The organism is Burkholderia sp. MSh2, assembly GCF_000731655.1.
GTDB classification, from domain to species: domain Bacteria; phylum Pseudomonadota; class Gammaproteobacteria; order Burkholderiales; family Burkholderiaceae; genus Burkholderia; species Burkholderia paludis.
This window is the reverse complement of the sequence record NZ_JPGM01000097.1, coordinates 1-25,331: the sequence shown is the minus strand read 5'-3', so window position 1 is coordinate 25,331 and position 25,331 is coordinate 1. Positions and strand designations below refer to the sequence as shown.

The following is a 25,331-nucleotide window of genomic DNA, read 5'->3' as shown; positions in this document are numbered from 1 at the left end:
GCCCCGCACCCCGCCCGCGCCGCCGCAGCGCAGCATCGAAATGCCGTTTCCCCGCCTTGACTTTCGCTCGCCCGAATACGATCATTCGCTCACATAAAGAGCAAATGATCGTATTCGACATTCGCATTCGACAGGACCATCAGGCACGAACAGGAGACACCGGATGAGCGAATCGTCCTCCGCCCGCGCGCCCGTGCTGCTGCACATCGGCGCGGGCTCGTTTCACCGCGCGCACCAGGCGTGGTATCTGCATCGCGTGAATGCGGCCGTGCCGGCCGGCGAACGCTGGTCGCTGACCGTCGGCAACATCCGCGACGACATGCGCGCGACCCTGGACGCGCTCGCCGCGCAGCACGGCGAATACACGCTCGAAACCGTCACGCCGCAAGGCGAGCGCGCATACGAGACGATCCGCGCGATCACGCGCGTGCTGCCGTGGTCGATCGACCTCGCCGCGCTGATCGACGCCGGCGCCGATCCGGCGTGCCGGATCGTGTCGTTCACCGTCACCGAAGGCGGCTACTACCTCGACGAACACGACCGGCTCGACGTCGCGAACGCCGATCTCGCGGCCGACCTGCAGGGCGCGCGCACGACGCTGTACGGCGCGCTCGCGGCGCTGCTCGCCGAACGCATGGAACGCGGCGCGGGCCCGCTCACGCTGCAGAGCTGCGACAACCTGCGCAACAACGGCGCGCGCTTTCGCGCGGGGATGCGCGAATTCCTCGAACGGCGCGGCCAGGCCGGCCTGCTCGCGTGGTTCGATGCGAACGTCGCGACGCCGAGCGCGATGGTCGACCGCATCACGCCCCGCCCGACCGCCGACGTGCGCGAACGCGTGCGCGCGGCCACCGGCGTCGACGACGCATGCCCGGTGATGGGCGAATCGTTCATCCAGTGGGTGATCGAGGACCGTTTCGCGGCCGGCCGGCCGCGCTGGGAGCTGGCCGGCGCCGAACTCGTCGACGACGTGCACCCGTACGAGGAAGCGAAGATCCGCATCCTCAACGCAACGCACAGCTGCATCGCCTGGGCCGGCACGCTGGCCGGCTACACGTACATCCACGAAGGCACGCACGACGCGGCGATCCGCCGCCTCGCGCACGACTACGTGACACAGGACGTGATCCCGTGCCTCACCCCGAGCCCGCTCGATCTCGCGCGCTACCGCGACGTGGTGCTCGAACGCTTCGGCAATCCGTACGTGCTCGACACCAACCAGCGCGTCGCGGCCGACGGCTTCTCGAAGATCCCCGGCTTCATCGCGCCGACGCTCGTCCAGTCGTTCGCGCGCGGCGCGGCGCCGGTCGCCACCGCCGTGCTGCCGGCGCTGTTCCTGCGCTTTCTCGAACGCCGGGCGCGCGGCCTGCTGCCGTACGCGTACCAGGACGGCGTGATGGACGAAGGCGCCGCCCGCGCGATCGTCGAGGCCGACGACCCGGTCGTCGCGCTGTGCGCGAGCCGCCCGCTGTGGGGCTCGCTCGCCGGCAACCCGGCGCTGTTCGAGGCGCTGCGCGCCGGGCTCGCGCGGGTCGACGCATGGCTCGCGGCGCGCTGACGCGCATCCGGGCGAACCTGCCTTGGCACGTGCACGGCCGCGCGGCTAAAGTAGCGGCTCCCCACTGACGGAACGGATCGCTCATGTATCTCGGCATCGACCTCGGCACCTCGGAAGTGAAGGTGCTGCTGCTCGCCCCGGACGGCACGGTCGTCGGCACCGCCGGCTCGCCGTTCACCGTGTCGCGGCCGCATCCGCGCTGGGCCGAGCAGCATCCGGACGACTGGTGGCAAGGCACGCTCGCCGCGCTCGCCGCGCTGCGCGCACGGCATCCGCAGGCGTTCGCGCAGGTGCGCGGCATCGGCCTGTCGGGCCAGATGCACGGCGCGGTGCTGCTCGGCCGCGACGACCGCGTGCTGCGCCCCGCCATCCTGTGGAACGACATGCGCAGCGCCGACGAATGCGCGCTGCTGACCGAACGCGCACCCGATCTCCACGCACTGGCCGGCAATCTCGCGATGCCGGGTTTCACCGCGCCGAAACTGCTGTGGGTCGCGAAACACGAACCCGACGTGTTCGCGGCGACCGCGTGTGTGCTGATGCCGAAGGATTACCTGCGGTTCCGGCTCACCGGCGCGAAGGTGTCCGATCCGTCGGATGCGGCCGGCACGCTGTGGCTCGACGTCGCGCGTCGCGACTGGTCCGATGCGCTGCTCGCCGCGTGCGGGATGACACGCGCGCAGATGCCGCGCATCGTCGAAGGCAACGCACCGTCCGGCACGCTGCGCGCCGACGTCGCGCGCGAGCTCGGGCTGTCCGAGGCCGTCGTGGTGGCCGGCGGCGGCGGCGACAACGCGACGAGCGCGCTCGGCATCGGCGCGATCCACGCGGGCGACGGGTTCGTGTCGCTCGGCACGTCGGGCGTGCTGAGCGTGGTCGGCGACCGCTTCATGCCGAACCCGGCATCGGCCGTGCATGCGTTCTGCCATGCGATTCCCGACCGCTGGCAATTGATGAGCGTCGTGCTGTCGGCCGCGAGCTGCCTGCGCTGGGTCTGCAAGCTGACGGGCACCGACGAGCCCGCGCTGCTCGCCGAGGTCGAGGCGCTCGACGCCGACGCGCTCGCGACGGCCCCGCTGTTCCTGCCCTACCTGTCCGGAGAGCGCACGCCGCACAACGATCCGTATGCGCAGGGTGCGTTCTTCGGGATGACGCACGCGACCGAACGAGCGCATCTCGGCTACGCGGTGCTCGAAGGCGTGACGCTCGGCCTCGCCGACGGCCTCGACGCGCTGCACGCGGCCGGCGTCGAGACCGACCAGCTGTCGCTGATCGGCGGCGGCGCGCGCAGCGCGTTCTGGGCGCAACTGATCGCCGATGCGCTGAACGTGCGCACGCGCCAGATCGGCGGCGGCGAAACGGGCGCGGCGCTCGGCGCGGCGCGGCTCGGGTGGCTGGCCGTCGGCGGCGATCCGCAGGCGGTGCTGACCAAGCCGCCCGTGCGCGCCGAATACGCACCGCACGCCGCGCGCCATGCGCTGCTGCGCGAACGCCTCGAGGCGTTCCGCTCGCTCTACCGTCACGTACGGCCGCTGTACGAGCCGTCGCGCGCACGGCTCGCATGAGCGCCGCAGGTCGTGCGCGCCGGCCAGGGGCCGCGCGCGCGACATGCGGTACAGTGGATGCCGTCATGCGGCCCGCCGGCCGGGCCTGATCCGAACCGAATCGCTATCGTGTCCAAGTCCTCAGAAAAACTCGATCTCGCTACGCGTGCCGCGTGGCTCTACTACGTCGCGGGCGACACGCAGAACGAAATCGCCGAGAAACTCCAGGTATCGCGGCCCGTCGCGCAGCGCCTCGTCGCGTTCGCGGTCGAGAAGAACCTGATCCGCGTGCGCGTCGATCACCAGCTCGCCGACTGCCTCGATCTCGGTGCGCAGTTGTCGAAACGCTATGGCCTCGCGATGTGCGAGGTCGTGCCTGTCGATGCGGACGCGCCCGAAGCGATCGACCGCAAGCTCGCGGTCGCCGGCGCGCAGGTGATGGAGCGGTACCTGAACGAGACGCGGCCGATGGTGATCGCGGTCAGCAGCGGCCGGACGCTGAAGGCCGCCGTCGCGCAGATCGCGCAGATCGACCGCCGGCAGCACCGGCTCGTGTCGATGGTCGGCGCGATCGCGGCCGACGGTTCGTCGAACCGCTACGACGTCGCGCAATACATCTCCGAGAAAACCGGCAGCAAGCACTTCCTGCTGCCCGCGCCGCTGTTCGCCGACAGCGCCGCGGAACGCGCGCAATGGTGCAATCACCGGCTGTACCGGATCGTCGAGGCGCTGTCGGGCAAGGCCGACGTCGCGTTCGTCGGGATCGGCAACATCGGCCCGCACTGCCCGCTCTACGAAGACGGCTTCATCACCGAACAGGAGCGCGACGAGATGACCGCGCTCGGCGCGGTGGCCGAGCTGCTCGGCGTGCCGATCGACGCGCAGGGCCGGCTGGTCGACGTGTCGACCAGTGCGCGCGTGACGAGCGTGTCGCTCGCCACGCCGCCGAAGCGCCCGACCATCGCGTTCGCGGGCGGCCCGAAGAAACGCGATGCGGTGATCGCCGCGCTGCGCGGCGGCTGGCTGTCGGGGCTCGTCACCGACGAAACCTGTGCGCGGGCGGCGCTCGACGCGAAGGCGGCCTGACGCTGCAACCCCGCCCCCGGCCCGGCTCAGGCCGCGCGCGGCGCCGGAAACGCATGCCGGCTGGCGCGCCATGCGCCGACCCATGCGGCCGCCAGCAGTACCACGAGCACCCACGGAATCGCGCCCGCGCCCGTTGCGCCGAGCAGCATGCCGCCCGCGATTCCCCCTCCCGCGATCGCGAGATTCCACACCGTCACGAGCATCGACTGCGCGACATCGGCCGCCTCCCCCGCCGCGTTCGCGGTGGCCGTCTGGAACAGCGTCGGCGCGCCGCCGAACGCGAGCCCCCACAGCACGACACCCGCATAGACGGCCGCCATCCCGGAACCGGCGCCGAGCATCGCCGCCGCGAGCGCGAACAGCGCAATGCTGGCAAGCGTCAGCCGTCGCTGCGCGGCGCCGATCCAGGCGCCCGTCAGCGCGATGCCGGCCAGCGACGCGAGGCCGAACACGAGCAGCACCGCATCGACCTGCGCCCCCATCCGCACACCCGCGAGAAACGGCGCGACATACGTGTACAGCATGTTGTGCGCGAGCACGTAAGCGAACATCACGGTCAGTACCGGCCGCACGCCGGGCAGCGTCATCACGCCGAACACCGGCTCGCGCGCGCCGGCCGGCTGCCCCGGATAGTCGGGCACGCGCGCGCGGATCCAGCCGATCAGCAGCAGCGCCGCGACCGTGATGCCCGCGAACGCGACGCGCCAGCCGAGCGCCGCACCGAGCGCGGTGCCGGCCGGAATGCCGATCGACATCGCGACCGGTGCGCCCAGCATCGCGACCGCGATCGCGCGGCCGCGCAGCGACGCATCGACCATCCGGCTCGCATAGCCGGCCAGCAGCGCCCACAGCAGCCCGGCCGCCATGCCCGCGACAAAACGCGCGGCGAGCGTGAGCGCGTAGTACGGCGACACGGCCGTCAGCGCATTCGACACGACGAAGCCGGCCAGCGCCGCGAGCAACAGGCGGCGCCGGCGCATCGCGCGCGTCGCCGCGACGAGCGGAATCGCCGCGACGATCGAGCCGAGCGCATACACGGTCACGAGCTGGCCGATCAGCGCCTCGGGCACGCGCAGGTCGACGCTCATCAGCGGCAACAGGCCGGCCGGCAACGCCTCGGTCAGGATCGTGATGAAGCCGGCCGTCGCCAGCGCCAGCAAATTCGCGACCGGCAGGCGCGCGCCCGCCTGCGGCGGCCGGGCGCAAACCTCGTCGCCGGTCGACGTGCAGTCGATCATGCCGCGCTCCCGGTATCGACGCCGTAGACCGCATCGCGCACGTCGATCACGATCCGCCCGTGCATGCCCTCGTACAGCGTATTGGTCAGCGCGACGACCGTGAGCCCGGCGGCGCGGTCGACGAACCACGCGTGCCCGTACGCACCGCCCCAGCGCCAGGTGCCGACCGACTCCGGCGACTGCGCGGCGACCGGATCGTGCAGCACCGAAAAACCGAGCCCGAAGCCGAAGCCGGGCGCATCCGGCAGCGCGTGCGCACCCGGCTGGATACGCGCCATTTCGTCGATCCATGCGCGTTCGAGCCAGCCGTCCCGGCCCGTGCGCAGCGCATCGAGCAGGGTCATGCAATCGCGCGCGGTGCCGACCATCCCCGCGCCGCCCGACGGCCACGCATCGGCGTCGAACGCGCGCGCCGGCTCGAAGCGGATGCCGATCGTGCCATCGAACACCGGCACGAGATCGGCGTCCGCCATCCGGCGCGGCGCGCCCGCCGTGCTCACGTAAGGCGTCGCGACGCGGGCGGCGTCGTGCGCGACGAATCCGGTGTCGGTCATCGCGAGCGGCGTCGTGACGAGCGCGGCCACCGCGTCGGCCAGCGGCCGCCCGTCGACCGCCTCGATCAGTGCGCCGACCACGTCGATCGCGAGCGAATAACCCCACGACGTGCCGGGCGCGAACTGCAGCGGCACGCCGGCGATGCGCGTCAGGTTCTCGGCAAGGGACAGGCCCGAGCGGTCCATCCCGTCGGACACGCCGGCACGCGCATACGGCCCCGCGCCGTCGGCTTCGAGGAACCGGTAGCCGAGACCGGCCGTATGCGACAGCAGATGACGCAACGTGATGACGGCGGGCGTGCCGTCGGGCAGCGCCGGGCGGAACGCGGGCAACCAGCGCGCGACCGGCTCGTCGAGGGCGATGCGCCCCGCCGCGACCAGCCGCATCGCGGCGGCCGTGACGATCGGCTTGGTGACCGACGCGAGCCGGAACAGCGTGTCCTCCCGCATCGGCGTACCGGCTTCGCGATCGGCAAGGCCAACGGCGCGCGCGTGGCGCAGCTCGCCGTGCCGCGCGACCAGCACGACCGCGCCGACCATGCGCTCGTCGGCAAGCGCGCGATTGAGCACCCGGTCGAGCCGGTCGCGCAGTGCGGAATCCGGTTCCGCCTGGAACGCGGTAGCAGGCAGGGATGACATGGCGTGACCTCGTACGGTGAAGAAGCGTTCATCGTAGGGAGCCGACGCAGTAAGAAAAACCGGGTTAGAGTTCCGGACAATCCGGACGCTGGCGTCCGCAATCGGATACGTGCATGGAAAATCTCGGCGGCTTCGTCGTGTTCGTTCAAGTCGCGGAAACGCGCAGCTTCGTCGCGGCCGGACGCGCGCTCGGGCTGTCGGCGTCGGCGATCGGCAAGCGCATCGCGCGGCTCGAGGCGCGCCTGAGCGTGCGGCTGTTTCACCGCAGCACGCGCAGCATCACGCTGACGGCCGAGGGCGCGCGCTTTCTCGAACGGTGCCGGCGCGTGCTCGCCGAACTCGACGCGGCCGAGCAGGAGCTGACGCACAGCGCCGGGGCGCCGCGCGGGCGGCTGCGCGTGAGCCTGCCGACGATCGGCACGCTGCTGCTGCCGGTGCTCGCCGATTTCATGGCCGCGTATCCGGAAATCGAACTCGACATCGATTTCAGCGACCGCCTCGTCGACGTCGTCGACGAAGGGTTCGACGCGGTGCTGCGCACCGGCCAGCCGTCGGATTCGCGGCTGTCGTCGCGGCTGCTCGGCCATTTTCGCCAGCACCTCGTAGCGTCTCCCGACTATCTCGACCGGCACGGCACGCCACGCACGCCGGCCGATCTCGCCCAGCACCGCTGTCTGCATTACCGCTTCCCGAGCAGCGGCAAGCTCGAAATCTGGCCGCTGCGCGTGCCGCGCGCGGGCGCGCCGCCGGAGGTGCCCGTCTCGATGGTCAGCAACAGCGCGGAAGCACGCCTGTGCTTCGCGCTGCGCGGGCAGGGCATCGCGTGCCTGCCCGTGTTCTTCGTGCGCGACGCGCTCGACGACGGCATGCTGCGCGCGGTGCTCGACGAGCATGTCGCGAGCTGCACGCCGATCTACGTGCTGTGGCCGTCGGGCCGCCACCCGACGCCCAAGCTGCGCGCGTTCGTCGACTACATGGCCGCGCACCTGCCGCTGTGAGCGCGGCCGGCCGTCACGCGGCCTTCGCGTGCACGCCCAGCCGGCGGAATGCCTGCCCGTGCTCGTCGAACAGGTGGCAATGCTCGGCTTCCGCGTGCACGTGCAGCGCCTCGCCGGTGCGGTACGTGTCGAGCGGCGGAATCCGCGCGATCAGCCCGTCCGGCGCGACGGCCGACTCCGCATACAGATACGCGGCGTCGCCAAGCGACTCGACGGCCATCGTCCGCGCGGCCACGCCGGCAGCCGCGGCCCCGACCTTCAGATGCTCGGGCCGCACGCCGACCGTCACCGCCGCACCGCGCTGCAGCCCCGCTGCTTCGACCGCGGCGCGCTGCGTCTCGCCGCTGTCGAAGCGCACGAGCACGCCGCCCGCATCGACCAACTCGACCGCGCCCTTCAGGAAGTTCATCTTCGGCGAGCCGATGAAGCCCGCGACGAACTGGTTCGCCGGCGCGTGATACAGCGTGTTCGGTGTGCCGACCTGCTGCACCGCGCCGCCCGACAGCACGACGATCTTGTCCGCGAGCGTCATCGCCTCGACCTGATCGTGCGTCACGTAGATCATCGTCGTCTTCAGCTCGTCGTGCAGCCGCGCGAACTCCAGCCGCATCTTCACGCGCAACGCCGCGTCGAGGTTCGACAGCGGCTCGTCGAACAGGAACACCTTCGGCTTGCGCGTGATCGCGCGGCCGATCGCGACGCGCTGCCGCTGCCCGCCCGACAGCTGCTTCGGCTTGCGATCGAGCAGATGGTCGATGTGCAGGATCTTCGCGGCCTGCTTCACGGCCTGGTCGATCTCGGGCTTCTTCGCACCCGCGAGCTTCAGGCCGAACGCCATGTTGTCGTACAGCGTCATGTGCGGATACAGCGCATACGACTGGAACACCATCGCGATGCCGCGCTTCGCGCTCGGTACGTCGTTGACCTTCGCGCCGTCGATCAGCAGGTCGCCGCCCGAAATGTCCTCGAGGCCCGCGATCATCCGCATCAGCGTGGATTTTCCGCAGCCGCTCGGGCCGACGAACACGACGAATTCGCCGTCGGCGATGTCGAGGTTCACGTTGCGCAGCACTTCGGTCTCGTCGTAGCGCTTCGCGATGTTGCGCAGGAGCACGCTTGCCATGGTCTGTCTCCGTTCGTTCGTGATGCGCCGCGTCGAACGCGGCGCCCAATCCTTCGTAGTGGCTAGCCCGGCAGCACCGCGCCGGTCGCCTGCCAGCGCGCGACGTAGCCGGGCAGCTCGTGCATGTCGTCGAATACGTGACGCGCGCCGATCCCGCGCAGCGCGTCGATCTGCGCGGCCGACGCATGCCCGCCGCCGATGAAGCCGAGCACGGTCATGCCGGCCGCGGCCGCCGCCGTGATGCCGGTCACGCTGTCCTCGACGACCAGGCAGTGCGCGGGCGCCACGCCGAGCGCGCGCGCGGCCGCGAGATACACGTCCGGCGCCGGTTTCGGCCGCGCGACGGCATCCGCGCAGAACAGCCGGTCGCCGAAGAAGCGCGCGAGCCCGGTGCGTGCGAGTGCGGCCTCGACGTAGGCGCGGTAGCTGTTGCTCGCGCAGGCCGTCGTCAGCGCGATCTCGGACAGCGCCGTGTCGATGCCGTCGACCATCGGCGCGTTGACGGCCGCCGTCTCGACCGCCGCGCGAATCGCGACGATGTCGTCGTTCGTCAGCGTGCGGCCGAGCGCGTCGCATGCGCCGGCCAGCACGCGCTCGATGCGCAGCCCGAGCAGCGGCATCACGGCCGGCCGCGACGCCACGCCCGGCCAGCGTGCGTCGAGTTCGCGCACGAGCACGTCGGCGGCCACCGCCTCGCTGTCGATCAGCACGCCGTCGCAGTCGCAGATCAATACGTTCGCCCCCTGGCCGGCCGCGCTCATTTGACGGCTCCGAACGTGAGCCCGCGCACGAGCTGCTTCTGCGACAGCCAGCCGACGATCAGGATCGGCGCGACCGCGAGCAGGGACGCCGCGGACAGCTTGGCCCAGAACAGCCCCTCGGGGCTCGAGTACGACGCGATGAACACGGTCAGCGGCGCGGCGTTCGAGCTCGACAGGTTGATGCTCCAGAACGCCTCGTTCCACGACAGGATCACGAGCAGCAGCGCGGTGGATGCGAGCCCGGGCAGCGCCATCGGCATCAGCAGGTAGACGATCTCCTGCCACGTCGACGCGCCGTCGATGCGCCCGGCTTCGAGAATGTCCCGCGGGATCTCGTTGAAGTACGTGAAGGTCATCCACACCGCGATCGGCAGGTTGATCAGCGTATAGACGATCACGAGCCCCGACACGCTGTCGAGCAGCCCCGCGTTCTTCCACAGCAGGTAGATCGGCACGAGCACCCCGACCGACGGCATCATCTTGGTCGACAGCATCCACAGCAGCACCTTCTGCGTGCGCCGGGTCGGGAAGAACGCCATCGCGTACGCGGCCGGTACGGCGAACAGCAGCGAGATCACCGTGACGCCCGCCGAGATCAGCACCGAATTCCACGCGAACGCGAAGTAGTTGCTGCGCGCGAACACCTCGCGGAAGCTGTCGAGCGTCGGCACGAAGAACAGCGTCGATGCATACGCCTGCTGCTCGGTCTTGAACGCGGTGATCGCCATCCAGAAGATCGGGAAGAACAGCAGCAGCGCGATCAGCCACGCGAGCAGGCCGGGCAGCGCGCGCCGCGCGAGGTCGAACACGGCCGGCGTGCGCCGGCTTGCGAAGGTCAGGTCGCTCATTTCTCGTACTCTCCCTTCAGGTTGCGCGCGAGCATCCGCACGAGGAAGAACGACACGACGTTCGCGACCACGACGGCGATGATGCCGCCCGCGGACGCGAGGCCGACGTCGAACTGCTGCAGGCCCAGCGCATAGATCAGGTACGACAGGTTGGTCGTCGCGTCGCCGGGGCCGCCGCCGGTCGTCGTGTAGATTTCCGCGAAGATCGACAGCAGGAAGATCGTCTCCATCATCACGACCACGGCAACCGCGCGCTTCAGGTGCGGCAGCGTGATGTAGAAGAACATCGCGACCGCGCCCGCGCCGTCGATGCGCGCGGCTTCCTTCTGCTCCTGGTCGAGCGACTGGATCGCGGTGAACAGGATCAGGAACGCGAACGGCAGCCACTGCCACGCGACGATGATGATCACGGCGGTAAGCGGGTAATCGGCGAACCAGTCGATCGGCGTCATCCCGAGCGCGCGCATCGCGTTCGCGACGAGCCCGTACACCGGGTGCAGGATCATGTTCTTCCAGATCAGCGCGGACACCGTCGGCATCACGAAGAACGGCGCGATCGCGAGCAGGCGCGCCACGCCCTGCCCGTAGAACTTGCGGTCGAACAGCACGGCCATCAGCACGCCGCCGATCACCGTGATCGCGAGCACCGCGCCGATCAGCACGAGCGTGTGCCAGATCGCGGGCAGGAACGACGGATCGGTCGCGAGGAAGCGGTAGTTGTCGAGCCCCGCGAACCCCTTCACGTCGGGGTTCAGCAGGTTGTAGCGCGAGAACGAATACCAGATCGTCATCGCGAGCGGAATCGACATCCACAGCAGCAGCACCGCGACGGACGGCGAGACGAGCCAGCTCGCGCCGCCGCGCGCGCGGCGCGGCGCGCCGGGCGGCGACGACGCGTCGCCGACCGGCTGCGCTTGGCTCAGGGGAAGACGCAGGTGACGCATGATCGGAGTCCCTCCGGTTGATGCGCGGGCATGCACGGCCTGCCCGCCGTTCGGCTGCGACGACGCGCACCGTGCGCAACGGCGCACGGTGCGCGCCGCGTTACTTCCTGTAGCCGGCCTGCCGCACCGCGCGGTCGGCCGCGGCCTGCCCGGCGGCGAGCGCCTGGTCGACCGTCATCTGGCCCGCGACCGCGCCCGCGATCGACTGGCCGACCACCGTGCCGAACGACTGGAATTCAGGAATCCCGACGTACTGCACGCCCGTGTACGGCACCTTCTTCAGCGACGGATCGTTCGGATCGGCCGTCTCGATCGCCTTCAGCACGAAGTCCGAGAACGGCGCGGCGGCCTTGTACTCGGGGCGCTGATAGGTCGACGTCCGCGTGCCCGGCGGCACCGACGCCCAGCCTTCGTCCTTGCCGACCATCTCGACGTATTGCTTCGACGTCGCCCACGCGATGAACTTGCGCGCGGCGTCCTGTTGCTTCGACGTCTTCGGCACGGCCAGCGCCCACGCCCACAGCCAGTGCGAACCCTTCGGCGTGACGGCGACCGGCGCGGCCGCGAAGCCGATCCTGTCGGCCACCTGCGACTGCTGTTTGTTATAGAGCATGCCGGCCGCGACCGTCGCGTCGATCCACATCGCGCACTTGCCCGATGCGGTCAGGGTCAGGTTCTCGTTGAAGCCGTTCGAGCTCGCTCCCGGCGGGCCGTCCTTCTTCAGCAGGTTCACGTAGAACGTGATCGCCTTCTTCCACTCCGGCGACGTGAGCTGCGCATTCCAGTTCTCGTCGAACCAGCGGCCGCCGAACGTGTTCACGACCGTCGACACGTATGCCATGTTCTCGCCCCAGCCGGCCTTGCCGCGCAGGCAGATCCCGTAGGTGCCCTTCGCCTTGTCGGTAAGCTTGTCCGCGAACTCGGCGATCTGGTCGTAGGTCGGCTGGTCGGGCATCTTCAGCCCCTTCGCCGCGAACAGGTCCTTGCGGTAGAACGTCATCGAGCTTTCGACATAGAACGGCAACGCATACAGCTGGCCGTTGTACGACAGGCTGTCGCGCGCGGTCTTCACGATGTCGTTCAGGTCGTAGTCGGCGGGCAGGCCCGTGATCGGCGCGAGCCAGCCGCGCTTGCCCCACTGCGGCGTCTCGTAGGTGCCGATCGCCATCACGTCGAACTGGCCGCTGCCGGTCGTGATGTCGGTGGTCGCGCGCTGGCGCAGCACGTTCTCCTCGAGGATCACCCAGTTCAGCTTGATGTCGGGGTTCGCCTTCTCGAAGGCCGGCGACAGCTTCTTCAACTCGATCATGTCGGGGTTGTTCAGCGTCGCGATCGTCAGCGTACCGGCCGACGCGGCGCAAGCCGCCGTCGCGAGCGCGGCGCCGGCGAGGCAGCGGGCGGCCGCGTCGAGCATCTTTCGTTGCATGGCATGTCTCCTGTGATTGTTCGAAGTGTCGTCGGTCTTGCGTCGGTCCTGCATCGTTTTCTTCACGGCCGTCATGCCGGCCGCTGCATGCCGCACGCGCGCGCATAGTGCGCGATCACGTCGCGTATCCGGTGGCGCACCCATGCGCGCGGCTCCGTCGCGAGGCCGCCCGCGCGGCACGCCGCGTACACGTCCGGCAGCCACTGCGCCACGAGCGTCTCGGGCGCCGGCTGCCGCGCGAGGTTGTCGAACAGCTGCTCGACGGCGGCCGCGACGGCCGGCTGCAGCCAGTAGTAGCGGATCCGGTCGCTGTAGCTGAACTGGCGCGCGAGCCGCTGCTCGGTTTCGTCGCCCCGGTAGTACGGCGCCCAGTGCTCGGGCTGCGCGCGCATCGCCGCGTCGACGACGTCGCGCAGTTGCGAGCGCTGCGCGGCGTCGCCGATCAGCGCATCCTCGATGAACGTCAGCGCGAACAGCGCCTCGCGCAGCGCGAACGTCAGCGCGGGGCCGACCTTCAGCACCGCGAAATGGTCGCGCACCAGCGCGGCGAGCGCATCTTCCGTCTGGTAATCGGTCGAATGAGCCTCGAACACGAGCCTTGGCGTCTGCAGGATGCTCGCGCCGAGCGACGCCGCCTTCGTGCTGTCGTAATCGAGCACGTGGCGATCGTCGAAATCGACGCCCGGCTGCGCGACGATCGCGACGACGCGCGTCCACGCATCGTCGAGCCCGGCCGCCGCGAACGCGCGGCGGTGCGCGTCGAGCGTCGCCGCGACGCTGTCGCCGCGCGTGACTTCGATCCGCGCGACCGCTTCGCCGCCCTGCTCGCCGCCGACTTCGCCGCCCGGGGTCGGCACTTCGGTGCCGATCACGTAGACCGGCGCGCTACCCGTGCGCCGTGCCGCGTGTTCCGCTGCATGGCACAGCTCGACCGCGCGCGCGGCGATCGTGCGGTCGTCGAGCCGTGCCGGGTCGTCCGCGCACGCCATGCTCGCATCGAGGTGGATCTTTTCGAAGCCCGCCTCGACATAGGCGGCGACCATCCTGACGGCCTCGCGCATCGCGTCGGCCGCGCGGCGATGCCGCCACGGGTTCGGGCCGAGATGGTCGCCGCCGAGCACGAGCGCCGACGGCGCGAGCCCGCAGCGGGCGGCAATCGCGTCGACGTCGCGACGGAAATCGGCCGGCGTCATGCCGGTATAGCCGCCGAGATGGTTCACCTGGTTGCAGGTCGCCTCGATCAGCAGCGGCGAACCGTCCGCGCGCGCGGCTTCGCACGCGGCCTCCAGCACGAGCCGGTGCGCGCTGCAGACCGCATAGATGCCGCGCTGCGCGTCCGCGCGGTTCGCATCGAAGATCATCCGCAGCACGGTGTCCGCATGCGCGGTGCGCGGGCGTTCGGCGAGGGTCGTCAGGCCGGGCATGCGATACCTCGTTCGGTCAGGAAACGGTCGATCTCGGCCGCGCTGCTGTTGCCCTCCATCGGGCCGCGCCGGGTGACCGCGGGCGCGCCCGCCGCATTCGCGCGGCGCAGCGCGACGTCGACCGGCAGGCCCGCGACGAGGCTCGCGACCAGCGTGCCGCCGAAGCAGTCGCCCGCGCCGGTCGGATCGAGTTCGTCGACCGGAAACGCCGGCGCCTCGGCCCGGCTCGCGCGGTCGAACGCTGCGCTGCCCGCGGCGCCGCGCTTCAGCACGACGCGCTCGAGCAGCGGACGCGTCGCCAGCAGGCCGGCGATCGCGCGCTCGGCCGGCTGCGGCCCGCAGAAGAACGGCAGGTCGGCCTCGCTCGGCAGGAACAGGTGGCATGCGTCGAGCATGGTGTCGAGCGCCGCACGCATCGGGCGGAAGCTCAGCATCTCGGGGCGCACGTTCGGATCGAACGACACTTTCGCGCCGACGCGCGCGGCCTCGATCACGCCGCGCTGGACAGCCGCGATCGCCGATTCGCTCGTCAGCGACGAGCCCATCACGTGGAAATAGCGGCAGCCGTCGAACATCGCGGCATCGACGTCGGCGGCATCGACGCAGGCGGCCGCGCTGGTGGACAGCGTGAAGACGAAGCTGCGCGAACCGTCGTCGCGGTACGCGACGAACGCGGTGCCGGTCGGACGTGCGACGCGGCGGATGCGCGCGACGTCGACGCCGTCGCGGGCGAGCCGCGCGACGATCGCATCGCCGAACGCGTCGCGGCCGACGCAGCCCGCATACGCGACGCGCGCGCCGAGCCGCGCGGCCTGGTCGGCGAAGATCGCCGGCGCGCCACTCGGGAACGGCCCGGCGAACAAGCCGGGCGTGTCGAAGCCCTGGCCGCGCTCGGCGGCAACGAATTCGGCGAGCAGCTCGCCGGCGACGACGATCTCGGCCATCAGGCGTACCCTCTTCGTTCGGCGGGGGCCGCTTCGTCGCGGGCCGGCCGGCAGGTGGCGCGTGCGAGCGTCGCCATCTCAGCTCATCCAGTTGCCGCCGTCGACGTTCAGCGTCTGGGCGGTGATGTAATCGGCGTCGGCCGACGCGAGGAACAGCGCGGCGCCCGTCAGGTCGCCTGGCACGCCCATGCGGCCGAGCGGCACGGCTTCGCCGACGAGCCGCTTCTTCTCGCCGAGCGGCCGGTTCTCGTAGCGGGCGAACAGCGCGTCGACCTGCTCCCACATCGGCGTGTCGACGACGCCCGGCGCGATCCCGTTCACGTTGATCCGGTGCGGCGCGAGCGCGAGCGCGGCCGACTGCGTATAGCTGATCACTGCGGCCTTGGTCGCGCAGTAGTGCGAAACGAGTGCCTCGCCGCGACGACCGGCCTGGGACGACATGTTGACGATCTTGCCGCCGCGCCCCTGCTCGACCATCCGCTGAGCGACGGCCTGCATCAGGAAGAACAGCCCTTTCACGTTGACCGAGAACAGCCGGTCGAACACGTCCCACGATTCGTCGAGGATCGGGCGCATGTCGAACAGCGCCGCGTTGTTGAACAGGATGTCGACGCCGCCGAAGCGCTCGACCGCCGTGGCGACGATCCGCCCGATGTCGTCGCGCCGCGTGACGTCGGCGGTGACGGCCACCGCGCGGCCGGGGTTCGCCTCGATCAGGCGCGCGAGCGAGCCGCCTGCCGGCTTCACGTCGACGAGCACGCAGCGCGCGCCCTCGTCCAGATAGCGTTGCGCGACCGCCTCGCCGATGCCGCTTGCGGCGCCCGTCAGGATCGCGACCTTGTCTTCCAGTCTCACTGGCTGTCTCCGGTTCGTTCTGCACTACGACGGTTGCGAGGTGAGCGAACGCTCGTCAACCGATCAATTGCTCTGTTAGTGATCGAATGATCGGATACGCGCATCGCGCTGTCAAGGCGACGCAACGGCTTTCTATGACGCGCTGCGGCACAACGGCGCATGACGGCGGCCCGCGCCGCGCGCCCGGCAAGGCGCGGCGCGAACGGTGCGGTGCGGCCGGACCGGGGCGGAAAGGACGGCGCGGGAACGGAACGGGGAATTCGCGCTGCACGGCGCGGCGATACGTTATATCATCGCGATACTGTGTTTCATCGCCTGCTTCACGCCATGGCTACCTCATCGCCCATCGACGCCCGGCTCTCCCGGGCCGATACCTTCGCTGCCGAGCACGGACTCGCATGGACGCCGCTGCGCCGGCAGGTGTACGAACGCGTGCTGGCCGCGCAGCGCCCGATCGGCGCGTACGACCTGCTCGCCGAGCTCGAGCCGCAGCGTGGCCGCGTGCCGCCCACGACCGTCTACCGCGCGCTGGATTTCCTCGTCGAGCACGGCTTCATCCACCGGATCGAATCGAAGAACGCGTTCTTCGCGTGCTGCGAGATCGGCGTGCCGCATGAAGGCCAGTTCCTGATCTGCGATTCATGCGGCGACACCGTCGAGATTCCCGGCGGCGACCTCGCGAAGCAGTTGTCCGCGAGCGAGCCCGCACACGGTTTCGAAGTCCACCACCAGGTCGTCGAGCTGAGCGGCCTGTGTGGGCACTGCAAGCGCAAGCCCGCGCAACGCTGACGCGTCTCGCGCGGTGCCCGCACCGCCCTATCCAACGAGGAGTTCCATGTCCATTGCCCTGAAGCGCGCGCCGCGGCGTGCCCTGTCGCCTGTCCGCTGGCTCGCCGCCGGCGTTGCCGCCCTGTCGCTCGCGGCGCCCGCGTTCGCGCTGGCCGCAACCGTCAACGTCGTGGCCGCCGAGAATTTCTACGGCGACGTCGTGTCGCAGATCGGCGGCAGCCATGTCGCGGTGACGAGCATCCTCAGCAATCCGGACCAGGACCCGCACCTGTTCGAGGCGAGCCCGAAGACGGCCCGCGCGCTGCAGCACGCACAGGTCGTGATCTACAACGGCGCCAACTACGATCCGTGGATGAGCAAGCTGCTCGGCGCGTCGAAGCAGGCGAAGCGCGCGACGATCGTCGTCGCCGATCTGGTCGGCAAGAAGGCCGGCGACAACCCGCACCTGTGGTACGACCCGGCGACGATGCCGGCCGCCGCGCGCGCGATCGCGGCCGAGCTCGGCCGCGCCGACCCGGCGAACAAGGCCGAATACGACGCGAACCTGCAGAAGTTCGTCGCGTCGCTGAAGCCCGTCGACGACAAGGTCGCCGCGCTGCGCGCGCGGTACAAGGGCGTGCCGGTGACGGCCACCGAGCCCGTGTTCGGCTACATGTCCGACGCGATCGGCCTCGACATGCGCAACCAGCGCTTCCAGCTCGCGACGATGAACGATACCGAGGCGAGCGCGCAGGACGTCGCCGCGTTCGAGAACGACCTGCGCAAGAAGCAGGTGCACGTGCTGATCTACAACAGCCAGGCCGAGGAACCGATGACCAAGCGCATGCTGAAGATCGCGCGCGACGGCGGCGTGCCGACCGTCAGCGTCACCGAGACGCAGCCGGCCGGCAAGACCTTCCAGCAATGGATGGCCGGCCAGCTCGACGCGCTCGCCGGTGCGCTTTCCGCCGGCAGGAAATAAGCGCCGCCAGCACATGACCGCCACTCCTCACGCACTTGCCGTCGATCGCGTCACGCTCGAACTGGGCGGACGCACGATCCTGCGCGACGTCAGCTTCTCGATCGAACCCGGTGAATTCGTCGGCGTACTCGGGCCGAACGGCGCGGGCAAGACCACGCTGATGCGCGCGGTGCTCGGCCTCGTGCCCGTGTCGAGCGGCACGCTGTCGGTCGGCGGCGTGCCGGTCGTGCGCGGCAACGCGTCGATCGGCTACATGCCGCAGATCAGGAGCGGCCTCGCGAACCGCCGGATGCGCGGCTACGACTTCGTCGCGATGGCCGCCGACGGCCACCGCTGGGGGTTGCCGCACGCGAGCGCGGCGACGCGGCGCGAAGTCGACCGCGTGCTCGATCTCGTCGGCGGCCCGACGCTCGCGCGCCGGCCGCTGTCGGAACTGTCCGGCGGCGAGCGCCAGCGCCTGCTGCTCGCGCAGTGCCTGCTCGGCAATCCGAAGCTGCTGCTGCTCGACGAACCGCTGATCAGCCTCGACCCGAACCACCAGCGCGGCGTCGTCGAACTCGTGCGCAACGTGCAGCGCGAGCTCGGCATCACCGTGCTGTTCTCCGCGCACGAACTGAATCCGCTGCTGAACGCGCTCGACCGCGTGCTGTATCTCGGCAACGGCGTCGCGGCGCTCGGCACCGTCGACGAGGTGATCACGAAGCCCGTGCTGTCGCGGCTCTACGGTTCGCCGATCGACGTGATGCGCGTGAACGGCAAGATCTTCGTGATGTCGGGCGACGTCGAGATCGAGAAGCACGACCACGAACACGAGGACGACGACGGTCACTCGCACGGCGGCGGCGGCGGTCACGGCCACCACCACCACGGACACGCTCATCCCGGGCATTCGCACGATGTTTGAATACGACTTCATGATCAACGCCTTCGCGGCGTCGGGAATCGTCGCGGTGCTCGCGGGCATCGTCGGCTACTTCCTGGTGCTGCGCGGGCAGACCTTCGCCGGCCATGCGCTGTCGCACGTCGGCTTCACCGGCGCGACGGGCGCGGTGCTGCTCGGCGTCTCGCCGATCTGGGGGATGGTGGGCTTCACGCTCGCGGCCGGGATCGGGATGGGCGCGCTCGGCGAGAAGCTCGCGGGCCGCGACGTCGCGATCGGCGTGATCCTGTCCGGCGCGCTCGGCTTCGGCTTGCTGTTCCTGCATTTCTATACGTCGTTCGCGACGCAGGTCACCGCGCTGTTGTTCGGCAACGTGCTCGCGGTCAGCCACGACACGCTCGCGGTGCTGGCCGGCATCGGCGCGGTGAGCCTGCTCGCGCTCGCTCTGATCGCGCGGCCGCTGCTGTTCGCGTCGCTGCAGCCCGAACTGGCCGAAGCCAAGGGCGTGTCGCTGCGCACCGTGTCGATGCTGTTCCTCGCTGTGTGCGCGCTCGCGGTGGCCGCGGCGACGCAGATCGTCGGCGTGCTGCTCGTGTTCACGCTGCTGGTCGGGCCGGCCGCCGCCGCGCAGAACGTCACGACGCGGCTGTCGACCGGCGTGCTGCTCGCCGCGCTGTTCGCGTTGTTCGAGGCATGGCTCGGCATCGTGCTCGCGTATCACACCGACTGGCCGACGAGCTTCTGGATCACCGCGCTGTCGGCGCTCGTGTACGGCGCGAGCCTGTTGCGGCGCACCTGATCGCCGCCCGGCAACCATGAAAACGCCGGCGTGCCCGAGGGCCGCGCCGGCGTTTTTTTCATGCGTCGGCGATCGTGCCGGCGCGCCGCATACGCGGCCTGCCGCCCTGCCCGCCTATCGCGCGAGCACGCGCGCATGATGCGCGACGTGATCGGCGACGAACGTCGCGATGAAGTAGTACCCGTGGTCGTAGCCCGGATGGCGGCGCAGCGTCAGCGGCTGGCCGGCCTTCGCGCACGCGGCTTCGAACACGTCGGGGTTGAGCTGGTTCGCGAGAAACTGATCGGCGAGGCCCTGATCGACGAGAATGCCTTCCGCGAACTTCGGCGCATCCGCGCGCGCGACGAGTTCGCTCGCGTCGTGCACCTTCCATGCGTCGCGATCGTCGCCGAGGTAGCCCGAGAACGCCTTTTCGCCCCACGGGCAGCGCGTCGGCGCGGCGATCGGCGCGAACGCCGACACCGAGCGGTACAGGCCGGGATGGCGCAACGCGAGCGTCAGCGCGCCGTGCCCGCCCATCGAGTGGCCGAAGATCCCGAGCCGCGCGCCGTCGATCGGCAGCTCGGCCGCGACGAGCGCGCGCAGCTCGTCCGTCACGTACGACTCCATCCGGTAGTGCCCGGACCACGGCGCCTCGGTCGCATCGACGTAGAAACCCGCGCCGACGCCGAAGTCCCACGCGTCGGTCTCGCCCGGCACGCCGGCGCCGCGCGGGCTGGTATCCGGCATCACCAGCGCGACGCCGTGCTGCGCCGCGTATTGCTGCGCGCCGGCCTTGATCGCGAACGTCTCGTCGGTGCACGTGAGCCCCGCGAGATAGAACAGCGCCGGCACGCGCCCCTGCGCGGCTTGGGGCGGCAGGTACACCGAGAACTTCATCGGCAGGCCGATCGCCGTCGAATCGTGACGGTAGAAACGCTGCTCGCCGCCGTGGCATGCATGCGAGGAAAGAAGTTCGAGCATCGCGGTACGCTCCCGGTCAGTACAGGACGACCGAACGGATCGACTCGCCGGCCTTCATCAGGTCGAAGCCTTCGTTGATCCGCTCGAGCGGCAGCGTGTGCGTGATCAGGTCGTCGATGTTGATCTTGCCTTCCATGTACCAGTCGACGATCTTCGGCACGTCGGTGCGCCCGCGCGCCCCGCCGAACGCCGACCCCTTCCATTCGCGGCCCGTCACGAGCTGGAACGGACGCGTGCCGATTTCCTCGCCGGCCGCGGCCACGCCGATGATGAACGACTGGCCCCAGCCCTTGTGCGTGCACTCGAGCGCCTGGCGCATCAGCTTCACGTTGCCGACGCATTCGAACGAGTAGTCGGCGCCGCCGTCGGTCAGCTGCACGATGTGGTCAACCACGTTCTCGACTTCGTTCGGGTTGATGAAGTGCGTCATCCCGAACTTCTTCGCGAGTTCGACGCGCTTCGGATTGATGTCGACGCCGATGATCTTGTCCGCGCCGACCATCTTCGCGCCCTGGATCACGTTCAGGCCGATCCCGCCGAGGCCGAACACGACGACGTTTGCGCCCGCCTCGACCTTCGCCGAGTAGACCACCGCGCCGACGCCCGTCGTCACGCCGCAGCCGATGTAGCAGATCTTGTCGAACGGCGCGTCCTCGCGCACCTTCGCAACCGCGATTTCCGGCACCACGATGTAGTTCGAAAACGTCGACGTGCCCATGTAGTGGAACAGCGGCTTGCCGTCGAGCGAGAAGCGCGACGTCGCGTCGGGCATCAGGCCCTTGCCCTGCGTCGCACGGATCTTCTGGCACAGGTTGGTCTTGCGCGACAGGCAGAACTTGCACTCGCGGCATTCGGGCGTGTAGAGCGGAATCACGTGGTCGCCCTTGCGCACGGTGCCGACGCCGGGGCCGACATCGACCACCACGCCGGCGCCTTCATGGCCGAGGATCGCCGGGAACAGCCCTTCCGGATCGGCGCCCGACAGCGTGTAGTAGTCGGTGTGGCAGATGCCCGTCGCCTTCACCTCGATCAGCACTTCGCCCGCGCGCGGCCCTTCCAGATCGACTTCCTCGATCGTCAGCGGGGCGCCCGCCTTCCATGCAATCGCGGCTTTCGTCTTCATCGTGTCACTCCTGTCTGTGTGTCGGGTAGATCCGGTTCGGCGCCGCGGCGCTCGTGTCGAGCGGCGGGATAACCAGGCGCGGACGAGCGCCCCGTGCTTCGCGCGGGGCGCCATGCAACGCTGTCGAAACCGGGCCGCGCGGCACCGCGTGCGGCCCGGAGAAGCAATCTCGCGCTCGCCATGATGGCGGGTCCCGCCACGCCTCGCGTGCGGGAAACGGTCGCCGGCTTGCCACGATGCGTCATCGCTGACGCAAATGGACAAGTGCGGGAGTTTAAACACCCGCCATGAACCATGCATCCGCGCGCGCGTACAGATCGAGAAAACGGGCGTGGCGCGCGGCCAGCAAGCGATCGTCGCGTGGCGCGGCGACCGGCGACGCGGCCGGCGCCAGCGCACGCAACGCGTCTTCGCGCCAGTGCCCGACGGCCACGCCCGCGAGCAGCGCGGCGCCGCGCGTCGCGGCGTTCGGACAGTCGATCGCCTGCAGCGAGGCGCCCAGCGCATCGGCAAGCAACTGGCGCCAGCGCGGGTCGACCGAGCCGCCGCCCGCGAGGCGCAGCGTCGTCACCGGATCGCCGCGATCGGCGTCGCGGATCGCATCGAGTCCGGCGCGCAACGCGAACGCGACGCCTTCGAACGCGGCGCGCATCATCACGCCGCGCGTGTCGCCGAGCCCGAGGCCGAGCCAGCCGCCGCGCGCATCGGGGTTCATCCACGGCGAACGCTCGCCGGTCAGGTACGGCAGGAAGCACAGGCGTTCGGACGCCGGTTGCGCGAACGCATCGTCATACGCATCGGCCCATTGCGCGTAGCCGAGCCAGCCGCGCACGGCTTCGAGCGCGAGCCCCACGTTCTGCATCGCGGCCATCGTGTAATAGCCGCCGCCGGCCACCGCGCGATAGCGGTGCAGCCCGCGCCGCGCGGGCGGCAGTGCGTCCGCGAGCACGACGATCTGGCCGCCGCTGCCTGTCGTCAGCAGCGCGTCGCCGGCCGCGGCGAGCCCGCTGCCGAGCGCCGCGCATGCGGTGTCCGCCGCGCCCGTCGCGAGCGGCACGCCGGCCGGCAAGCCGAGCGCGGTCGCGGCCGGCACGCCGAGCACGCCGCAGCGCGCGGTGGACGGACGCACCGGCGCAAAGCGGTCGGCGGGCAGGCCGAGCGCCTCGATCAATGCGATGTCCCACACGCCGTCGGGGGCCGCGAGCGCGGTTGCGCACGCGTCGCTCGGATCGGCGGCGACGTCGCCGCCCAGCGCGATGCGCAGCCAGTCCTTCGGCTGCACGGCGTGGCGCGCGGCCCGCAGCGCATCGGGCTCGTGCGTCGCGAGCCAGCGCAACAGCGGGCCGGCCATGCCGGGCGCGACGGGGTTCGGCGCGGCGGGCCAGCCGGCCGCATCCGCCTCGCGCACCGCGCGCGTGTCGGGCCACAGCAGCGCGGGCCGCACCGGTTGCCCGGCCGCGTCGATCAGCACGACGCCGTGCATCTGCCCCGAGAACCCGATCGCCGCGACCTGTGCGCGCTCGTCGGCCGGCAGCCGTGCGGCCGCACGCACGAGCGCCCGCCACCACGTGTCGGGCTCGATCTCGGCCCAGCCGGGTTGCGGCGACGACAGCGCATAAGGTTCGCTCGCGACCGCGCGCTCGACGCCGTCGGCATCGAGCGTGACGAGTTTGACGGAGCCGGTGCCGAGGTCGATTCCAAGCAGGCGCATGACGTGGGAGCGAATTCGAATGAACGGATATCGATGATAACGGGATCGTAATGCGCGCCCCGTTTTTTACCGGCATCGCGGCAGGTTGTCGGCACGGTCTTCAACCGGGTATCACCCGGCTGCACCTTGCCGGCCCGGGCGGCGTTTCGCGGGTTAACCCGGCGCGATTTTTCAGCGGCACTTTTTGCCACTATGCCGCCGGCCCGATACACACCATAAAGCGGCCTATATTTGACACGGGGGCCCGCGCTATTTTGAAGGGCTATAAAACCGGGAAACCTCACTCCTGCGGCACTTTCCCGATGATCGACACCCTGTTTCATGCCGAAATGGCATATCGAACCAGCAAAGAACGGAATAGAACCCAGTGCTCTTGTTGCATGGATTCAATCCGAATAACTTCGTATCACCCCGAAAACAAGATCATGGAGTGAGACAGATGCAATCGAACACGGTCCATCCGTGCGATGAGGTGCTGCCGACCGGCAAGCTGGTAACGCTTGGCCTGCAACACGTCCTCGTCATGTACGCCGGCGCTGTCGCCGTGCCGCTTATCGTCGGCGGCGCGCTCAAGCTGCCGAAAGACCAGATCGCGTTCCTGATCAGCGCCGATCTGTTTTCGTGCGGCATCGCCACGCTGATCCAGACGCTCGGCCTGTGGATCTTCGGGATCCGCCTGCCCGTCATCATGGGCTGCACGTTCGCGGCCGTCGGCCCGATGATCGCGATCGGCACCAACCCCGGCCTCGGCATTCTCGACATCTTCGGCTCGACCATCGCGGCCGGCATCATCGGCATCGTGCTGGCGCCGATGATCGGCAAGCTGCTGCGGTTCTTCCCGCCCGTCGTCGTCGGCACCGTGATCGCGGTGATCGGGCTGTCGCTGATGGAAGTCGGCATCAACTGGGCGGCCGGCGGCGTCGGCAACCCCGAATACGGCAGCCCCGTCTATCTCGGCCTGTCGCTGCTCGTGCTCACGCTGATCCTGCTGATCAACAAGTTCGGCCGCGGCTTCATCGCCAACATCTCGGTGCTGCTCGGCATCGTCGCGGGCTTCGTGATCGCGTTCGCGCTCGGCCGTGTGAACACCGAAGGCGTGTCGCTCGCACCGTGGGTCGGCTTCGTGATGCCGTTCCACTTCGGCTGGCCGCACTTCGACCCGCTGTCGATCGCGACGATGGTCACGGTGATGTTCGTCACGTTCATCGAATCGACCGGCATGTTCCTCGCGGTCGGCGACATGGTCGATCGCCCGGTCGACCAGGAGCGCCTCGTGCGCGGCCTGCGCGTCGACGGCCTCGGCACGCTGATCGGCGGCATCTTCAACTCGTTCCCGCATACGTCGTTCTCGCAGAACGTCGGCCTGATCGGCGTGACGGGCGTGAAGAGCCGGTTCGTGTGCGCCACGGGCGGCGTGATCCTCGTGCTGCTCGGCCTGTTCCCGAAGATGGCGCAGGTGGTCGCATCGGTGCCGCCGTTCGTGCTCGGCGGCGCCGGGATCGTGATGTTCGGGATGGTCGCGGCGAACGGCATCAAGGTGCTGTCGAAGGTCGACTTCGTGAACAGCTCGCACAACCTGTTCATCGTCGCCGTGAGCGTCGGCATGGGCCTCGTGCCGGTCGTGTCGCCGCACTTCTTCTCGAAGCTGCCGCCCGCGCTCGCCCCGATCCTGCACAGCGGCATCCTGCTCGCATCGGCCACCGCCGTGATCCTGAACATCGTGTTCAACGGCGTGAAAGGCGAGAAGGATGCGCGCTGCGACATCCGCCGCGCCGGACACGACTTCGACGGCCGCCCCGCCGACGTGCACCACTGATCACGGCGCGCCGGACAACGGTGCGAAGCGCTGACAAAAACGCCACGGCATGCCGTGGCGTTTTTTTCTGGCGGGCGTCGTCGCGGCGCGAAGGGCGCGCTCATCCGGGCATCGCTGGGAACACGAGACGCCGGTCGCGCGGCATGGGCAGATCGATTTGCAGGCCGATGCATTGCGATCTGTCAGCGTTCGATCTGTCAGCGTTCGATCCATCAGCGTCGCGAAGGACCGGCACGGCTGCGCATGATTCGACGGCCCCAAAAGAAAACGCCACGGACTCGGTCGTCCGTGGCGTTTTCGTTTCCGCGTACAGACAGAAGCGGTTTCCCGCCCCTGCCCCGCGTCAG

23 protein-coding genes are annotated in these 25,331 nt (G+C 69.8%); 9 read left to right on the top strand and 14 right to left on the bottom strand.

The window, feature by feature from the left end:
• The first annotated feature begins 163 nt into the window (after nt 1-163).
• The 3 genes from dalD (at nt 164) to GQ57_RS35820 (ending at nt 4,188) form a co-directional block, all read left to right on the top strand.
• On the top strand, nt 164-1,558 hold the full coding sequence (gene dalD / locus GQ57_RS35830) for a D-arabinitol 4-dehydrogenase (protein WP_034200375.1): 1,395 nt from the start codon (nt 164-166) through the stop codon (nt 1,556-1,558).
• Nucleotides 1,559-1,641: 83 nt separating this feature from the next.
• Entirely contained in the window at nt 1,642-3,123 is a 1,482-nt protein-coding gene (gene xylB / locus GQ57_RS35825) for a xylulokinase (protein WP_034200374.1), read from the top strand.
• 57 nt (nt 3,124-3,180) lie between these two features.
• A complete protein-coding gene (locus GQ57_RS35820) occupies nt 3,181-4,188 on the top strand; it encodes a sugar-binding transcriptional regulator (RefSeq protein WP_075123097.1) in 1,008 nt (335 codons plus the stop codon).
• 26 nt (nt 4,189-4,214) lie between these two features.
• Here GQ57_RS35820 and GQ57_RS35815 read toward each other — a convergent pair whose 3' ends face one another.
• Both GQ57_RS35815 and GQ57_RS35810 read right to left on the bottom strand, forming a co-directional pair.
• Nucleotides 4,215-5,426 carry an MFS transporter gene (locus tag GQ57_RS35815; RefSeq protein WP_034200373.1) on the bottom strand — a complete coding sequence of 404 codons (1,212 nt, stop codon included), beginning with the start codon at nt 5,424-5,426 and terminating at the stop codon, nt 4,215-4,217.
• Complete coding sequence (locus GQ57_RS35810; protein WP_034200372.1) at nt 5,423-6,619, bottom strand: serine hydrolase domain-containing protein; 1,197 nt, start codon at nt 6,617-6,619, stop codon at nt 5,423-5,425. The genes GQ57_RS35815 and GQ57_RS35810 overlap by 4 nt, the downstream gene beginning before the upstream one ends.
• 113 nt (nt 6,620-6,732) lie before the next feature.
• Here GQ57_RS35810 and GQ57_RS35805 point away from each other — a divergent pair, with 113 nt between their 5' ends.
• Entirely contained in the window at nt 6,733-7,617 is an 885-nt protein-coding gene (locus tag GQ57_RS35805; RefSeq protein ID WP_034200371.1) for a LysR family transcriptional regulator, read from the top strand.
• A gap of 13 nt (nt 7,618-7,630) precedes the next feature.
• Here GQ57_RS35805 and GQ57_RS35800 read toward each other — a convergent pair whose 3' ends face one another.
• From GQ57_RS35800 to GQ57_RS35765, 8 genes are all read right to left on the bottom strand, one after another.
• Nucleotides 7,631-8,740, bottom strand: a complete 1,110-nt coding sequence (locus GQ57_RS35800; protein ID WP_034200370.1) for an ABC transporter ATP-binding protein — start codon at nt 8,738-8,740, stop codon at nt 7,631-7,633.
• Between the two features lie 62 nt (nt 8,741-8,802).
• Entirely contained in the window at nt 8,803-9,501 is a 699-nt protein-coding gene (locus GQ57_RS35795; protein ID WP_034200369.1) for an HAD family hydrolase, read from the bottom strand.
• A complete protein-coding gene (locus tag GQ57_RS35790; RefSeq protein ID WP_031403354.1) occupies nt 9,498-10,349 on the bottom strand; it encodes a carbohydrate ABC transporter permease in 852 nt (283 codons plus the stop codon). Before GQ57_RS35790 ends, GQ57_RS35795 begins: the two co-directional genes overlap by 4 nt.
• Entirely contained in the window at nt 10,346-11,293 is a 948-nt protein-coding gene (locus GQ57_RS35785) for a carbohydrate ABC transporter permease (protein ID WP_031403353.1), read from the bottom strand. The genes GQ57_RS35790 and GQ57_RS35785 overlap by 4 nt, the downstream gene beginning before the upstream one ends.
• Before the next feature lie 100 nt (nt 11,294-11,393).
• Nucleotides 11,394-12,719 (bottom strand): ABC transporter substrate-binding protein, encoded by a 1,326-nt coding sequence (locus GQ57_RS35780; RefSeq protein WP_031403352.1) that lies wholly within the window; start codon nt 12,717-12,719, stop codon nt 11,394-11,396.
• Nucleotides 12,720-12,790: 71 nt separating this feature from the next.
• Nucleotides 12,791-14,143: a D-tagatose-bisphosphate aldolase, class II, non-catalytic subunit gene (locus tag GQ57_RS35775; protein WP_031403351.1), complete on the bottom strand. Its 1,353-nt coding sequence runs from the start codon at nt 14,141-14,143 to the stop codon at nt 12,791-12,793.
• Entirely contained in the window at nt 14,131-15,087 is a 957-nt protein-coding gene (locus tag GQ57_RS35770) for a sugar kinase (RefSeq protein WP_034200368.1), read from the bottom strand. Before GQ57_RS35770 ends, GQ57_RS35775 begins: the two co-directional genes overlap by 13 nt.
• Nucleotides 15,088-15,165: 78 nt before the next feature.
• Nucleotides 15,166-15,942, bottom strand: a complete 777-nt coding sequence (locus GQ57_RS35765; protein WP_031403349.1) for an L-iditol 2-dehydrogenase — start codon at nt 15,940-15,942, stop codon at nt 15,166-15,168.
• 327 nt (nt 15,943-16,269) lie between these two features.
• Between GQ57_RS35765 and GQ57_RS35760 the strand changes: the two genes are divergently transcribed.
• From GQ57_RS35760 to GQ57_RS35745, 4 genes are read left to right on the top strand one after another with little or no spacing between them, the layout of a single operon-like run.
• Nucleotides 16,270-16,731: a Fur family transcriptional regulator gene (locus tag GQ57_RS35760; RefSeq protein WP_031403348.1), complete on the top strand. Its 462-nt coding sequence runs from the start codon at nt 16,270-16,272 to the stop codon at nt 16,729-16,731.
• Between the two features lie 46 nt (nt 16,732-16,777).
• Entirely contained in the window at nt 16,778-17,692 is a 915-nt protein-coding gene (locus GQ57_RS35755; protein WP_034200367.1) for a metal ABC transporter solute-binding protein, read from the top strand.
• A gap of 13 nt (nt 17,693-17,705) precedes the next feature.
• The gene (locus GQ57_RS35750) at nt 17,706-18,596 is read left to right on the top strand and encodes an ABC transporter ATP-binding protein (RefSeq protein ID WP_034200366.1); all 891 of its coding nucleotides are present in this window, start codon (nt 17,706-17,708) and stop codon (nt 18,594-18,596) included.
• The gene (locus GQ57_RS35745) at nt 18,589-19,371 is read left to right on the top strand and encodes a metal ABC transporter permease (RefSeq protein WP_034200365.1); all 783 of its coding nucleotides are present in this window, start codon (nt 18,589-18,591) and stop codon (nt 19,369-19,371) included. The genes GQ57_RS35750 and GQ57_RS35745 overlap by 8 nt, the downstream gene beginning before the upstream one ends.
• A gap of 114 nt (nt 19,372-19,485) precedes the next feature.
• Here the strand turns inward: GQ57_RS35745 and fghA are convergent, their stop codons facing one another.
• The 3 genes from fghA to GQ57_RS35730 all read right to left on the bottom strand — a co-directional run bounded on the left by fghA (nt 19,486) and on the right by GQ57_RS35730 (nt 23,168).
• Nucleotides 19,486-20,334 (bottom strand): S-formylglutathione hydrolase, encoded by an 849-nt coding sequence (fghA, locus tag GQ57_RS35740; RefSeq protein ID WP_031403344.1) that lies wholly within the window; start codon nt 20,332-20,334, stop codon nt 19,486-19,488.
• 16 nt (nt 20,335-20,350) lie between these two features.
• On the bottom strand, nt 20,351-21,457 hold the full coding sequence (locus GQ57_RS35735) for an S-(hydroxymethyl)glutathione dehydrogenase/class III alcohol dehydrogenase (RefSeq protein WP_031403343.1): 1,107 nt from the start codon (nt 21,455-21,457) through the stop codon (nt 20,351-20,353).
• Between the two features lie 274 nt (nt 21,458-21,731).
• Nucleotides 21,732-23,168, bottom strand: a complete 1,437-nt coding sequence (locus GQ57_RS35730) for a xylulokinase (protein WP_034200364.1) — start codon at nt 23,166-23,168, stop codon at nt 21,732-21,734.
• Nucleotides 23,169-23,607: 439 nt separating this feature from the next.
• Between GQ57_RS35730 and GQ57_RS35725 the strand changes: the two genes are divergently transcribed.
• Complete coding sequence (locus GQ57_RS35725) at nt 23,608-24,984, top strand: nucleobase:cation symporter-2 family protein (RefSeq protein WP_031403341.1); 1,377 nt, start codon at nt 23,608-23,610, stop codon at nt 24,982-24,984.
• On the opposite strand, the gene GQ57_RS44025 is transcribed toward GQ57_RS35725, so the two are convergent.
• Nucleotides 24,985-25,331 (bottom strand): hypothetical protein (locus GQ57_RS44025; RefSeq protein ID WP_235215189.1); only part of this gene is annotated, 347 nt, incomplete at its 5' end.

Bases quoted from the DNA above. Each gene is read 5' to 3' on its own strand.
- dalD (WP_034200375.1), top strand. From the start codon at position 164: ATGAGCGAATCGTCCTCCGCCCGCGCGCCCGTGCTGCTGCACATCGGC.
- xylB (WP_034200374.1), top strand. From the start codon at position 1,642: ATGTATCTCGGCATCGACCTCGGCACCTCGGAAGTGAAGGTGCTGCTG.
- GQ57_RS35820 (WP_075123097.1), top strand. From the start codon at position 3,181: ATGCCGTCATGCGGCCCGCCGGCCGGGCCTGATCCGAACCGAATCGCT.
- GQ57_RS35815 (WP_034200373.1), bottom strand. From the start codon at position 5,426: ATGATCGACTGCACGTCGACCGGCGACGAGGTTTGCGCCCGGCCGCCG.
- GQ57_RS35810 (WP_034200372.1), bottom strand. From the start codon at position 6,619: ATGTCATCCCTGCCTGCTACCGCGTTCCAGGCGGAACCGGATTCCGCA.
- GQ57_RS35805 (WP_034200371.1), top strand. From the start codon at position 6,733: ATGGAAAATCTCGGCGGCTTCGTCGTGTTCGTTCAAGTCGCGGAAACG.
- GQ57_RS35800 (WP_034200370.1), bottom strand. From the start codon at position 8,740: ATGGCAAGCGTGCTCCTGCGCAACATCGCGAAGCGCTACGACGAGACC.
- GQ57_RS35795 (WP_034200369.1), bottom strand. From the start codon at position 9,501: ATGAGCGCGGCCGGCCAGGGGGCGAACGTATTGATCTGCGACTGCGAC.
- GQ57_RS35790 (WP_031403354.1), bottom strand. From the start codon at position 10,349: ATGAGCGACCTGACCTTCGCAAGCCGGCGCACGCCGGCCGTGTTCGAC.
- GQ57_RS35785 (WP_031403353.1), bottom strand. From the start codon at position 11,293: ATGCGTCACCTGCGTCTTCCCCTGAGCCAAGCGCAGCCGGTCGGCGAC.
- GQ57_RS35780 (WP_031403352.1), bottom strand. From the start codon at position 12,719: ATGCAACGAAAGATGCTCGACGCGGCCGCCCGCTGCCTCGCCGGCGCC.
- GQ57_RS35775 (WP_031403351.1), bottom strand. From the start codon at position 14,143: ATGCCCGGCCTGACGACCCTCGCCGAACGCCCGCGCACCGCGCATGCG.
- GQ57_RS35770 (WP_034200368.1), bottom strand. From the start codon at position 15,087: ATGGCCGAGATCGTCGTCGCCGGCGAGCTGCTCGCCGAATTCGTTGCC.
- GQ57_RS35760 (WP_031403348.1), top strand. From the start codon at position 16,270: ATGGCTACCTCATCGCCCATCGACGCCCGGCTCTCCCGGGCCGATACC.
- GQ57_RS35755 (WP_034200367.1), top strand. From the start codon at position 16,778: ATGTCCATTGCCCTGAAGCGCGCGCCGCGGCGTGCCCTGTCGCCTGTC.
- GQ57_RS35750 (WP_034200366.1), top strand. From the start codon at position 17,706: ATGACCGCCACTCCTCACGCACTTGCCGTCGATCGCGTCACGCTCGAA.
- GQ57_RS35745 (WP_034200365.1), top strand. From the start codon at position 18,589: ATGTTTGAATACGACTTCATGATCAACGCCTTCGCGGCGTCGGGAATC.
- fghA (WP_031403344.1), bottom strand. From the start codon at position 20,334: ATGCTCGAACTTCTTTCCTCGCATGCATGCCACGGCGGCGAGCAGCGT.
- GQ57_RS35735 (WP_031403343.1), bottom strand. From the start codon at position 21,457: ATGAAGACGAAAGCCGCGATTGCATGGAAGGCGGGCGCCCCGCTGACG.
- GQ57_RS35730 (WP_034200364.1), bottom strand. From the start codon at position 23,168: ATGCGCCTGCTTGGAATCGACCTCGGCACCGGCTCCGTCAAACTCGTC.
- GQ57_RS35725 (WP_031403341.1), top strand. From the start codon at position 23,608: ATGCAATCGAACACGGTCCATCCGTGCGATGAGGTGCTGCCGACCGGC.